12 protein-coding genes are annotated in these 12,323 nt (G+C 38.3%); 5 read left to right on the forward strand and 7 right to left on the reverse strand.

Going from position 1 to position 12,323, the window contains the following annotated elements:
• The coding region (locus tag G466_RS0107985) for an outer membrane beta-barrel family protein (RefSeq protein WP_026813199.1) at positions 1-1,578 on the forward strand (1,578 nt) is incomplete at its 5' end.
• A gap of 166 nt (positions 1,579-1,744) precedes the next feature.
• Entirely contained in the window at positions 1,745-2,800 is a 1,056-nt protein-coding gene (locus tag G466_RS0107990) for a formylglycine-generating enzyme family protein (protein WP_051315566.1), read from the forward strand.
• A gap of 77 nt (positions 2,801-2,877) precedes the next feature.
• Here the strand turns inward: G466_RS0107990 and G466_RS0107995 are convergent, their stop codons facing one another.
• Positions 2,878-3,276, reverse strand: a complete 399-nt coding sequence (locus G466_RS0107995) for a hypothetical protein (RefSeq protein ID WP_026813201.1) — start codon at positions 3,274-3,276, stop codon at positions 2,878-2,880.
• Positions 3,277-3,501: 225 nt separating this feature from the next.
• Between G466_RS0107995 and G466_RS0108000 the strand changes: the two genes are divergently transcribed.
• Entirely contained in the window at positions 3,502-5,787 is a 2,286-nt protein-coding gene (locus G466_RS0108000; RefSeq protein WP_026813202.1) for a relaxase/mobilization nuclease domain-containing protein, read from the forward strand.
• Positions 5,788-5,901: 114 nt separating this feature from the next.
• On the opposite strand, the gene G466_RS0108005 is transcribed toward G466_RS0108000, so the two are convergent.
• Positions 5,902-7,128, reverse strand: a complete 1,227-nt coding sequence (locus G466_RS0108005) for a site-specific integrase (protein WP_026813203.1) — start codon at positions 7,126-7,128, stop codon at positions 5,902-5,904.
• A 367-nt stretch (positions 7,129-7,495) separates the two neighbouring features.
• Positions 7,496-7,633 carry a transposase gene (locus G466_RS23490; protein ID WP_229797188.1) on the reverse strand — a complete coding sequence of 46 codons (138 nt, stop codon included), beginning with the start codon at positions 7,631-7,633 and terminating at the stop codon, positions 7,496-7,498.
• A gap of 293 nt (positions 7,634-7,926) precedes the next feature.
• On the opposite strand from G466_RS23490, the gene G466_RS0108010 reads away from it, so the two are divergent.
• A complete protein-coding gene (locus tag G466_RS0108010) occupies positions 7,927-8,406 on the forward strand; it encodes a Dps family protein (protein ID WP_026813204.1) in 480 nt (159 codons plus the stop codon).
• Positions 8,407-8,516: 110 nt separating this feature from the next.
• Positions 8,517-8,819: a monooxygenase gene (locus G466_RS0108015; protein WP_026813205.1), complete on the forward strand. Its 303-nt coding sequence runs from the start codon at positions 8,517-8,519 to the stop codon at positions 8,817-8,819.
• A gap of 127 nt (positions 8,820-8,946) precedes the next feature.
• On the opposite strand, the gene G466_RS0108020 is transcribed toward G466_RS0108015, so the two are convergent.
• The 4 genes from G466_RS0108020 to G466_RS0108040 form a co-directional block, all read right to left on the reverse strand.
• Positions 8,947-9,783 carry an alpha/beta hydrolase gene (locus G466_RS0108020; RefSeq protein WP_026813206.1) on the reverse strand — a complete coding sequence of 279 codons (837 nt, stop codon included), beginning with the start codon at positions 9,781-9,783 and terminating at the stop codon, positions 8,947-8,949.
• 231 nt (positions 9,784-10,014) lie between these two features.
• Positions 10,015-10,503 carry a hypothetical protein gene (locus G466_RS21630; RefSeq protein WP_051315567.1) on the reverse strand — a complete coding sequence of 163 codons (489 nt, stop codon included), beginning with the start codon at positions 10,501-10,503 and terminating at the stop codon, positions 10,015-10,017.
• Positions 10,504-11,128: 625 nt separating this feature from the next.
• Entirely contained in the window at positions 11,129-11,578 is a 450-nt protein-coding gene (locus G466_RS0108035; RefSeq protein ID WP_026813208.1) for a GNAT family N-acetyltransferase, read from the reverse strand.
• 81 nt (positions 11,579-11,659) lie between these two features.
• Positions 11,660-12,271 (reverse strand): class I SAM-dependent methyltransferase, encoded by a 612-nt coding sequence (locus tag G466_RS0108040; protein ID WP_026813209.1) that lies wholly within the window; start codon positions 12,269-12,271, stop codon positions 11,660-11,662.
• Between the last annotated feature and the right edge of the window lie 52 nt (positions 12,272-12,323).

A 12,323-nucleotide genomic window follows, 5' to 3' on the forward strand; every position in this document is an offset into this window, starting at 1 on the left:
CGATTTCCCTCCGATGGGGAACGCAGTTTTGATGAGGTAAATTACAGCGGAAGGTTCACGGTAGATTTTACCCCCGATTCCCAAAACTCCTATTCTTTAGGTTTTTATGCCGGAAAACGACAAAAGGACCGTTTGGCGGATATCACCTATTTTGATAATCATGAAATAACGCCTGCCCAAGGCGGGGAACGTTTAAATACCATTCCATATTATAATCATAACCTACGGGTAAGAAGAGGTGATTTTGTTTTGGGCAGTTTCGATTATGAGCATACTTTTAAAAATGAATCTCAACTTTCTTCATCATTTTTATATGAGTATACCATGCTGGGTGGGCCCACGGTAAATGACAATCTTGGTCATCCAGACCACAACATTATTTATCAACAAGAATACAATACCAACGACAATCCGTTAAACGGAATCCGACTACAGGTGGACTATGCCTGGAAACCTTTTTCTTTCGGGCAATTGGAAACAGGGTACCAATACCGTAAGCTGGACCATAAGGGAGACTTTGTCTATGATAGAAAGAATAATGATACGGGGGAGTTTGAACTGATATCCGAATTTTCTAGCGAGGTAGACCTTGTGAGGGACCTTCATTCCGCTTATCTGCAGTTCACGGGGGGTAAGAATAAATGGGAATATTCCGCTGGAATCCGAGTAGAGGGGATGAACCGTAAATTTGACTTGCGCGACAAACTGGGTACGGTAGACACCACCTATACTTACGACTATGTTAAACCTTTTCCCTCTGCTTCGGTACAATATACTTTTGAGAACAATACGAAACTAAAGGCCGCTTATAGTAAGCGGGTAGAACGTAGCACCACTTTTATGATGAACCCTTTTCCAGAAAGAGAACATTCAGAGACCCTAGAACAAGGTGACCCGACCCTCCGTCCAGAATTCATCGATCTTTTTGAACTGGGAGTGACAAAGAATTTCGGGGGCGGTAATTCCGTTTATGCAACAGCATACTACAGGGATGTTAAGAATCTGGTCAACCGTGTCAATACTATTTATAACGATACCATCCTTAACCGAATCTACTCCAATGTAGGGGACAGCCGTTCAATGGGACTGGAACTTGGAGCGCAATTGAAACCGACCAAAAATTGGTCTAGCTTCATAGGAGGGAATCTTTATCGTTATGCCATTGATGGCGAATATGACGGCAAGAGAGTTGATAGTGATGCTTTTATCTATTCCATTAATGCCAACAGCACGGTAGATTTTTCGGATACTGCCTCCGCACAGTTTACTTTCAACTATATTTCTGCTCGCAATACAGCACAAGGAGAGGATTCTAGGTTCTATTCGCCTAACCTATCCCTTCGTAAGACCTTTTTAGACAGTCGTCTTGTAGCCACCTTGCAGTGGCAGAATATGGATATGGGACTGTTGGATAGTAACGAACAACGTATAACTACCTTTAGGGAAAATGAGTTTTATACAACTACCAATTACGTGTACGAGGTAGATGTAGTGTTCTTGAATTTGTCTTATACTTTTAATAAAAACAAAAATAAATCAAAGTTTATCGAAAGTGAATTCGGGAAACAGGAGTTTTAAAGTTTCTAAAGGAATAGGTGAGTTTTTTGACGAATGCGTAGTTTATGTTAAGTTCGCAAAGCGATAAGCCTATAAGTAAAATAATCATTTGCAAACTAGTCTATAATAAGTGAAAGTAAAACAATATTTTTTCGTTTCGGTCCTTTTTATATCTGCACTACTTTTTATGAATTGCAAAAATGATGGAAAAACCAACCCAGTCAGCCAAAAAAAGAACTCCCCAGCTACTAATATTTTGGTAGAACAACCAAGTGATGTGAAGACTCCGGAAGGAATGGTATGGGTAAGGGGAAAGTCGTTTATCCAAGGTGCCAAGGAAGGCGATAGTTTCGCAATGCACGCTGAGATGCCCGCACACGAAGTAATCGTTGATGGATTTTTTATAGACATCACAGAGGTTACAAACAAAGAGTTCAGAGCTTTTGTTGATGCCACGGGCTATATTACCGTTGCAGAACGGCCCATAAATTGGGAAGAAATGAAAAAAGACCTTCCCGAAGGTACTCCAAAACCACATGATTCAATTTTGCAGCCTGGTAGTTTAATATTTAATAAAGAGGTGAACCAAGTTGCGAATATGGATAATTATACGCAGTGGTGGCGTTGGCAATTGGGAGCAAATTGGAAGCATCCGGAGGGACCAGGAAGTTCTATAGCAGGAAAGGATGACTATCCGGTAGTACATGTTGCTTACGAGGACGCATTAGCCTTCTGCAAATGGGCTAATAGACGACTACCGACCGAAGCTGAATGGGAATCTGCAGCACAAGGAACTAACTCTAATGCAATCTACACTTGGGGGGACGATCCAAATGTTTTGGATGACAGCGCCAATACTTGGCAAGGAATCTTTCCCATCAAAAACGAATCCAAAGATGGCTTTGAACATATTGCACCTGTGAAATCGTATCCCCCAAATTCAATCGGTATTTACGATCTATTGGGAAACGTCTGGGAAATGACCAGTGACTGGTACAATGTGAACTATTATAAGGAGCTTGATGTTACAAAACCACACACAAATCCAAAGGGAGCAGCTACGGCTTATAGCCCTAGCAACCCTTACCAACAGGAGCACGTAATTAAAGGAGGTTCGTTTTTATGTCATGCCTCTTACTGTGCAAGTTTTAGAATTTCTGCCAAAATGGGTATGAGTCCGGATTCAGGTTCAGACCATGCCGGTTTTAGGACGGTGGTAACAGTGGATATGCTTAAAAGATAAGAATTTAGAATATTCTCTTTTATGTTTTCATTTCCTGTTTTATCACCTAGACCTTTTCTTGATAATTTGGTCCTTAATTAATCGGTTTTCCAAAGATACAAATCGTCGATATTAGGAAAATGAATTGTCCTCAATAAAACTGTAGGAAATGGGGTAGTGTCAATTCCATTATTCAGTTTCTGAATGGATGGGATTAAATAAAATGGTTGTTTTGGTGCAATTCCAATTTCCTGCGCGGAAGTCGACAAAACCTTCCACTCTAATCCTCCCCATGCGGACTCGCTTCGCCGGTCCGCTCGGGATGTCTTTCCGTTCCAGTTTTCCTCGACCTCCTCGGGAACGCGCAAAAGCACAAACGGCAGAAAGGCCGCTTGAGCTTTTTTCTCCCTACCTACAATAAAAGGATTATTTCTATGATTTATTTGATGGATATTTTTTATAATATCAGACCAGATGGGTCGTTTGTCTGTACCCATTTGATAGCATGTGGTTTGATATGGTTTTAAGGAGTAAAGTATTGATAATTAGATTGTTATATTCAATTCTGAATTGCTATATTTAACTGTAATTATCCGTTTTTGACGGATAGCAAGTTATGTTTTGCGTAGCGCAAAACCCCTACTTCTGACGAAGTGAAAACCCTGCCTTTTGCAGACAATTGATATAAATCGAGGTAGAGCCATTAACACCAAGGATCTAAAATGATAGTAAGGATACTTTATCGTAATAATGTACATAGTGTGCTGAACTATGTCCTAAGCAAGGCCGGTAACACCATACTAGGCTTCCAGAACACCTATTCTGATACGGATACCAACACCAAGTTTTTTGGAAGGGTTCTTCATTATTTGGGCAACAGGCATGATTCCGAAAAACGGTACGTACATGCCACCCTCAATCTTCCCCGAGGCGAACAATTGGACAACGCTGATTTTTTCGAACTGTCCAAAACATATATGAATCACATGGGGTATGGAGAGCAGCCTTATATGGTGGTCCGCCATCACGATACCAAGCACGAACATGTCCATATCGTCTCGACTACCATTAAAGAGGATTGTCTGCAAATAAACCTTTCCCACGATTTTAGAAGGAGCATGGCCACCCAAAAATACCTGGAGAAACAGTTTGGGCTTTCTCCCTCTCCAGAAAAAAGAGCAGAGAGGAAACTTCCCTTAAGCGCAAACCCCCAGTTTAGGCATAAGGACATCCACGGTGTCCGCTATTATATGCAGGATATCATACACAACACCCTGCAGAAGTATATGGTGAGGGGTTTTGACGAACTTGCCAATCTATTGGAGAAACACCATATCCAAGTAAAAACCGTACACCATGCTGGCAGGGTAGGGGTATCCTATGGCATTGCCATCATGGAAGGGTACAGGTCAAGGTTCATCAATGGATATACTGTACATCCACAGCTGTCCGGACCAAAATTGCAACAGGTTTTTGAGCGCAATCAAAGTTCAAAACTGTTGCCCATGGTAAAGAAACGGCTGGAAAAGCAGTTGCTTACCACCTACAAACTTTTCAGGACCATCAACCCCGAGCATCTCCCGAATATTCTACGCTCCCATCAAAATCTGGATTGCAGGCTAGCGTACGATGCACAGGGACAGGTGGTCGATTTCAGCATTTATGATAAAACGGGCTACGTGCTCAAGAGCGTGGAAATAGCGAGCGGTATTGGAATAAGGAATAATCCCGATTTGTTCGGGACTGAATATACCCAGATGTACGCGGAGAGTGAACAGTTACTAGTAGAACTTCAGCGTTGCATCAAGGAGGCCTTTCGGAACAGCTACTACCAATCAGGAAGCAAAACCCTTTTGTCGGAACATATCCAAAGTAGGTCCATAAAACCTATAGTAACGGAAATGGCCCGAGCGGAACGCTTTCTTTTTCTTAGAAAATACCTGCATATCAATAACGGTCACCTAGGAAATCTGATACGGGCGCAGTTCGATATTATAAAGGACAAATTTTATAATACGGAATTGATAAGGGAAGAACGGGAATTGCAGGCAAAGGCCGGACTAATTAAACAGGCCATTGACCAACAGCTTTTTGATGAGCCAGAGCAAAGGGAAGTCCTTTTTGAGCTAATTCAAAGCCTAGGTGTTAAGTACGACAGCGGCGTACTGACCTATGCGAATTCTAATCTGCATAAACTAAAAGTAGATTTAGGACATAGGCTGTTATTAACCCCCAGGAATAGTTATATACCTCCTAGTTTTGTAAGGGAAAATGAAAAGCTCTTGGAAGGGCTGTTGAACAGTACAACGGCCAAGGAGATCAGGTCTGGCCCGATCGCGATATTTCTCCCATTAATGTTCCCGAAACTTTATGGGGCAATGAACCGCCCGTTTATGGAAAGGTTCGAGAGGTGGGCCCTGAATTCCTATCAGAAATATGCCGAACGCATGCAAGGTTCTTTTGAAAAATCCCCGAACGACTACATTCGGTTTTTCAATGCCAAAGGCTTTTATTTTGAAAGAAGGGAAGAAAAGCTATTTGTTGGATCTATGTATTCCAAGTATCCGGTAACTGCTGCGCTTCCACCGAAAATTCAAGCTTATTTGATATCGTCCAGTGATCTGAACAAAGCTTTGGATAATCAAGTGAAAATCTTGGATGATATCAGAATGGATGGCCGGGACAATTTGAAAAGTCTCTGGTCGGGATATTTAATGGAGAAGGGCCAGTATAAGAAGGCTGCTTATATGTATGTATCGGAGAGGGTGAGGCCCAATCTACCATTAGAAATAGTAGAACACCACATGGAACACGGATTTAAGGAAGCGCTGGTGGCTGTTTCCAAAGAACAGATAGATGCCAGACGGGCACGTCTCATTAAACGAGGTGTCTTTGCCCTAGGCAACCTATTGGGAGGCAAAAATGCCAAAGAGGAAGAAGTTTTCAACGGCTTCAAGGACGAACTGACGGATTACTCGAAGTACAAGAGTAGGGGACTTTCGATATAGCTTTTAAAGAAGTGATTAAGTTATAGAATTTGATTCTGTAAAAAGTACTATTAGGTGGATAGGGAGAAGAAGATAAATTAAGACTTTTTACGATTTTTCATTAAATCAATAAACTTATTCTTCTAATAGTTGTCCAAAAATTTCATCTTGGTACTGGTCCATTTTGCTTTTCCTCAAATTGGCTAAATATGCCTGGGTAGTGCTGATTCGCTTATGGCCTAACATTTGTGAAATAGCCGTTAAGGGTATGCCTATGTCATTTGCACCTGAAGCAAACGAATGACGGGCTGCGTAACTGGTAATTTTTTCTTCAATGCCTCCTAGTTTCGCAAGTTTTCTTAAATTGTCGTTATAACGCTTTCTAGCCCATACAATTTGGTTGTAGCTGGCAGTCGGGTCATTACTTTTGATAACATTTAAAAGATAATCAGTTCTCTGTTTTCCCTTAGAAAGGTGCACTAGTATTGGCTTAAGCTGGTCATGGATTTTTATATTATAGGGCTCATCTGTTTTTTTTCGAGAGTAATGAATGCGCCCATCAACAATGTTGGATAGTTTCAAATGTGCTATATCGACATAGGACATGCCATTTAGAAGGAAGCTCATCATAAATATATTCCTATCTCTAAATAGGGCGGTATTTTTATCCAAGTCCAATTCTGCGATTTTTCGGATAGCATCCATTGGCAAAGCACGCTTTTCAGGTTTACCACTTCTTATAATGTAGTCGTTAAAGGCGTACCCTTCTTTGTCAGCAACACCTGCCTTGATTGCTTTTCGGTTAATAGCCCGTATCGTTCGCAGATATACACTTAGCCCACCAAGTTTATTGCCCTTGCCTAAATGGCTTTTTTCAAAGCGGTTTAGAAAATCAAGATTCAATTCGTCAAAAGTGAAATCCCTATTATTCCTAAAATTCTTAACTGCGTTCAGAGTATGTTTATAAACTCTTGCATTTCCGATACGATTTGATTTAATCATATCTTGGATTTGCAGTTCAGCGAATTGATAAAACGTAACTTCGTTGGTGGATCGGGTAATATGGCTCCTAACTTCTGAAACGCTCATATATTTCAGTTTGTCTTTGTCTTCTAATTGGGTAAGGATATCCACCATATAAGCCATTTTTTTCTGCAACAGATTATTTAAACGCGCTGGAGATTCTGTACCTTTAAAAGATGGCTTTATTTTTTGCCTTTTTTGATCCCAGTCGGAAACGGCTAATTGGTGGCCTGTTCCGATGCTAGTAGTTTTTCTGTTATGGGTTAAACGGTAAATTAAAGGGTAGGTTTTAGTATCTCTACGTCTAGTATCTAAAGAAAGTTTAATGTGTGTGGCCATCTTTCTTAATTTTATTTGCACGCAGATTGCACGCAAAAGTTGGATTAGAATGGTTTTAAATGTACTTGAAGATACGAAAAACCCTTGAAAACCCCTGTATTTATTGAGTTTTTAATACAGGTGAGTTTAAATAAAATCTGCCTGTCACGCAGGGGGTCGCGGGTTCGAGTCCCGTCCGGACCGCTAAAAGCCTTGAAAACACTATGTTTTCAGGGCTTTTTTCATTTTAGGGGACGAATCAGGGGACGAATTGATTTGTTTAATAGGATTTCTTTCGACTATGTTAAAGTGTTATATTAGTGAATTAACTAAATAACCGCCAAAGTTCAATTTAAAGAGCATATCGGATCATGACCAATTGTTGTGTTTATGCAAAAATTGTAGTTAATCTGTAAAGGAAGAATTCTACATTTTTCACCCCTCTGAATTGTGCCCTGAACGCTTTAATTTTTGCATTGAATGATTCTGCAGAAGCATTGGTGCTCCTATTATTAAAATAGTTCAAAATCGGAGATCAAGTCCAATTTCTGGGTATTTGAATATTTATATACATAGTTAATTTAAGTACTATCCGTAACTTTTAAGAAGAGAATCTCTAAGAGAAACTTAAAACTGTTAAGATTGTTTTAAAATATAAGGATGTGTGACAAATGTCACATATCAATACAACTACCTTTTGTACCTTAGAGAATTGATGGAAATAAGATATTCTACAACGGTATTCCCACTAAAACTTGAAGCGAACTTCCACAGAAATCAACAGTTATTAAAAACTAATTGAATACAAAATAATAGATTATGGCGAACACAAATTTAAATGTTATTGGATTGAGCGAAAGCAGCTCTATTAAAACAGCAGAAAAGTTAAATGAACTTCTAGCAAATTATCAAATGTTCTATATGAACCTACGAGGATTTCATTGGAATATTCAGGGAAAGAAATTCTTTGAACTTCACTTAAAATTTGAAGAGATATACAATGATGCTTTGGTAAAAGTAGATGAGATTGCAGAAAGGATACTTACATTGGGGCAACCTCCTGTTCATTCCTATAAAAAATACTTGGAGCTTGCCGAAATAAAAGCAGCTGAAAATATTACTGATGGGGAAGTAGCTGTGGACAATATCCTTAAAGCATTGAAGATTTTACTGGAGCAGGAAAGAGCAATTTTAAAAATTGCAGCCGATGCAAATGATGAAGGTACCGTATCTTTAATGAGCGACTATATAGTAGAACAGGAAAAATTGGCTTGGATGCTTTCCGCTTATAGAAGTTAAGACCATCATTAGATCAAAAATTTTGAAGGTAAAAAAACCATCCTTAGGGGTGGTTTTTTAGTTTCCTTCTCACTATATCATCTTAATTTATAACTGAAAGACATAATATTATGGCAGTAATCATGTATGTAGATTTTCCACATAGAGAAGTTTGGGGAAAAGAAATGGCAAAACAAATGAACGAGCTTGCACAGAGTATTAATAATGAACCTGGTTTTATTTGGAAGTTTTGGACAGAAAATCAGGAAGAAGAAATGGCAGGAGGTGTTTATATGTTCGATACCCGTGAAAATGCAAAGAATTATCTTAGCATGCATACAGAACGATTGAAACAGTTTGGATACTCAGATATCAAAGGAAAGGTATTCGAGATTAACGAAGAGCTTTCTAAACTATGCAAAGCTCCTATCTAAGTTGATGTTGAACTTGTGCCAATGGCACATCTTGCCCATTTATAGTAGGTTGGGGGAAGGTTTGAGACTGTAGATAGATCTTTGCAGAAATTAATTTTAACGGGTGTAGCGAGTTCCCGAACTAATTTTATTCTTTGGAATTACGGCCGACTTTCTTATTAATCCGATCCATTTCTTTTAATAAAAGTTGTAGGCCAGGATCGTGCATTTCTATATGTCCAAATCCTTGAATTTCCATCAACTGGGTTTCGGTATGGCCAGCCGTAGTCATTAATCGTTTTAAATATAGATTTTCTTCATATCTGCCTTCCAAATCAACTTCCCTATCTCCCGTAATAAGTAGTAAGGGTGGCGCATTCTTTCTAACGTGATAAAGGGGTGCATATTCGTCTACAATGACCTTTGACCAAGGTATTCCTCGTTCTTTTCTTATTGTAGAATGGGTTATGGTTTGTCCGCTTAAGGAAATAAGGCCTGCAATATTATCCGCATCGATTTTAAAATTTTGAAGCCATTGTTTATCCAAACCTATCATTTTCGCTAGGTACCCACCCGCGGAATGTCCTGCTACATATATTTTATTGGGATTCCCTCCATAAGTTTTAATATTATTAAATACCCAAGCTACTGCTGCAGCGGCGTCCTCAATATAGGCCGGTGCATTAACTTTTGGAGATAACCGATAATTAACGCTTACAATGCACAGATTGTGGTTCAATAATGAATCTGGAAAATACTTGTCATAAGAATTCAGACCACCACCATGAAACCAAACTACCGTATTAAAATCTTTAGTGTTTTCAGGGTATCGTATGTCTAATTTACAACGCGAAGTAATATACTCGTCTGTGTAAGTTGAATCGTAATAGGCAATCTCTAATACCTCTTTAAAAGCAGAATTATCTTGTGCAGTTACCAAAGATGTAAATAAAAGTATGGCGGAAATCAATAGTGCTTTTAGCATGATGGTTGGTGTAGGTGGTTGGCTGTTTTGTAGATCCCTGATCTTATGGCTTCTATTCAAATATATCGATTTGTTTTTTAATCCGCCTCACCATGTCATGTATTCTTTGGGGCATGCTCCAATTAGAAGAGAATTGGTGCCTTTATTTGAGAACAACATAAAGCACCCATTAATTAACAATTGTTAATTAATGGGTGCTTTATGTTTTATTATCCTGTAATAAACTAGTTTTTATTTAGCAGCATCAAAATTCTGATTACTGTAAGGTGATAGATTGGGTATTTTCATTTCAACATATTCCATTTCCGTTGCGTGGTGACATTTGTTGCAGGTGTTTGTGAGATTGGTATAACTCTCTTTAAATTTTTCGAGATCTTTCTGATCAATAGCAATGTCTACACTATCTATCGCAGGATATATCATTCCTATTAATTGAGTTTCCTTTCTATTGGGGTGGTACTCCTCAATAGCTTCAATAGCCTCCATTAATTCGTGCACTTCAAAGTCGGCAAGTTTCCAATTTTCATGCTGTCCTGCAAACCATAGTTTAGCATGATGCGTTTGTACAGTGCCCATAAAGTCTCCAAATCCAGGTCTGTAAGTATTGGCCAGTTTAACTTCCAAACTGTCAATTCGGTTTTGTAAATCCTTATTGTTGGCCGTTTGTTGGTTGCAAGAAAATAGTCCTAAGGTCAATAGAATTAAAAATACTTGTCTCATTTTACTGTGTTTTCTGTTTTTATGGTGGTCATAAGAATCTGACTACCGTTAATACTTGTTGTATATACTCTTATTTCTCCTTTTACATGCTACACCTTTTCACATGTATTTAAAGAATTATAGTTTGAATAGTGTAACGTATTGTTATTTGGTTAGTTATGAGGGTAATCTGCAAATTTAACAAATTAAAACTGAATTTGCATATTGGTACCTAGTAAGATGCTGTTTGGTCTAAAGGTGAGGAGGTTTGGGCTTGATGAATATTAACTTTAAAACTTAATCTTGCTAATCCAATTTCCTAGAAAGTAACATAATGTTAGATACCCAGTTAACAGTAAGCCTCCCAATACCCACCCTAGATTTCCCATGCTATAAACAAAACTAAAAATGTAGGTTTCCATACTTTCTATGGGTTTTAATGAAATCGAAATATTGTTAGGCTTAGATAAGAGGTCGATTATCAATATAAAAACAAGGTATCCAACTAATACACCGATGCTTCCTGAAATTATTTTATTCTTTTTCATATAGTTTTTGTGTTACCCCCTCTGTACCTTTTGCCTACTTTAATCTAAAGAGATGGATTGGTAGTGGTTTGTTGAGTAGGTGGGCCTAGATAAATTTATTATAATAAATCTTTTGCAAAGCAGAAGCTATCTGGAATGTCTTTTAAGGGACCGTAATTTGGAATGGGCATATACCCGTTTCGGTTATAAAGTGCGTTAGCTTCCGGTTGTTTAGATCCCATAAAGAGAAGGCATTTAGTGCTTCCTAATTCTTTGGACCAATTTTCTAATTCGGATAAGATTTTTTCTCCAATTCTCTGTCTTCTAGCTATTGGAGAAACATACATCCTTTTTATTTCCATGGTGTTCAAATCATACTCTGAGATAGCGCCACAACCAATAGCCTTACCCTCTTTAACCGCTAAAACCACATGATTCAAGTTGCTTATTTTATTAAATTGAGATAGCGGATGAGTTTTTCCATCTCGTTGAGCAAGATCTGCATTGAGTAATTCCACTAGTTTTTTAAACTCGGTATTTTGAGAATCGGTTCTTTTTATCTCTATCATAGTATTATATATACGCAAATGATTTGGTAAAACAAAAGCAGCCACTTCTAGTTAAGTTTAATCAATGTAGTTATTGGGCATTTAGTTCAATTGTCTCTTAAAACTACAAAACAAGAAATTCTGCGTTGTACCAAATGGAGTGGTGTGGTCCTCTGTAGCGCACTTTATTTTATCAAACCCATTTTTAAATTCTTTGGATAATTCTTCCTCATCGTATTGATTAATCTCGAGGCCACTGCATCTTTCAGGACCAGTTTTAGAAAATGTTCCTATCGTCAAGAATCCACTTACAGACTTTCTTGCAGTTTCTATATATTTTCTTTTCTGTTCAGGGCTTGTAAGAAAATGAAATGTAGCTCTATCGTGCCACAAATCAAAAGAAGTAGTGGGTTCAAATTCTGTAATGTCGCATACAATCCACTTTACTTTATTCGCTTTTTCTCTAAGTCGGGTTTTTGCTTTTTCTAGTGCCTTAGCAGAAATATCAAGTACAGTAATGTTTGTATATCCTTCATCAAGTAAGTAATCTACAAGCTCACTGTCTCCGCCACCTATATCTATTATTTTTGCTGATTTATTTAGTTCGAAGGAATGGATAATCTCAAGGGAAGTTTTTGGCATTTCTTGCGTCCAACTAACTTGGTCTGGATTTTTTGTGTTATAAACTGTTTCCCAATGTTTCTTTCTATTCATTATTCGTTTCTCTTATAAAGCTTGTGACTAGCAGTTTATATCCTAGTAGTGT

Origin of the sequence: Arenibacter certesii DSM 19833 (assembly GCF_000429545.1) — a bacterium.
GTDB classification, from domain to species: domain Bacteria; phylum Bacteroidota; class Bacteroidia; order Flavobacteriales; family Flavobacteriaceae; genus Arenibacter; species Arenibacter certesii.

Bases quoted from the DNA above. Each gene is read 5' to 3' on its own strand.
- G466_RS0107990 (WP_051315566.1), top strand. From the start codon at position 1,745: ATGAATTGCAAAAATGATGGAAAAACCAACCCAGTCAGCCAAAAAAAG.
- G466_RS0107995 (WP_026813201.1), bottom strand. From the start codon at position 3,276: ATGGGTACAGACAAACGACCCATCTGGTCTGATATTATAAAAAATATC.
- G466_RS0108000 (WP_026813202.1), top strand. From the start codon at position 3,502: ATGATAGTAAGGATACTTTATCGTAATAATGTACATAGTGTGCTGAAC.
- G466_RS0108005 (WP_026813203.1), bottom strand. From the start codon at position 7,128: ATGGCCACACACATTAAACTTTCTTTAGATACTAGACGTAGAGATACT.
- G466_RS0108010 (WP_026813204.1), top strand. From the start codon at position 7,927: ATGGCGAACACAAATTTAAATGTTATTGGATTGAGCGAAAGCAGCTCT.
- G466_RS0108015 (WP_026813205.1), top strand. From the start codon at position 8,517: ATGGCAGTAATCATGTATGTAGATTTTCCACATAGAGAAGTTTGGGGA.
- G466_RS0108020 (WP_026813206.1), bottom strand. From the start codon at position 9,783: ATGCTAAAAGCACTATTGATTTCCGCCATACTTTTATTTACATCTTTG.
- G466_RS21630 (WP_051315567.1), bottom strand. From the start codon at position 10,503: ATGAGACAAGTATTTTTAATTCTATTGACCTTAGGACTATTTTCTTGC.
- G466_RS0108035 (WP_026813208.1), bottom strand. From the start codon at position 11,578: ATGATAGAGATAAAAAGAACCGATTCTCAAAATACCGAGTTTAAAAAA.
- G466_RS0108040 (WP_026813209.1), bottom strand. From the start codon at position 12,271: ATGAATAGAAAGAAACATTGGGAAACAGTTTATAACACAAAAAATCCA.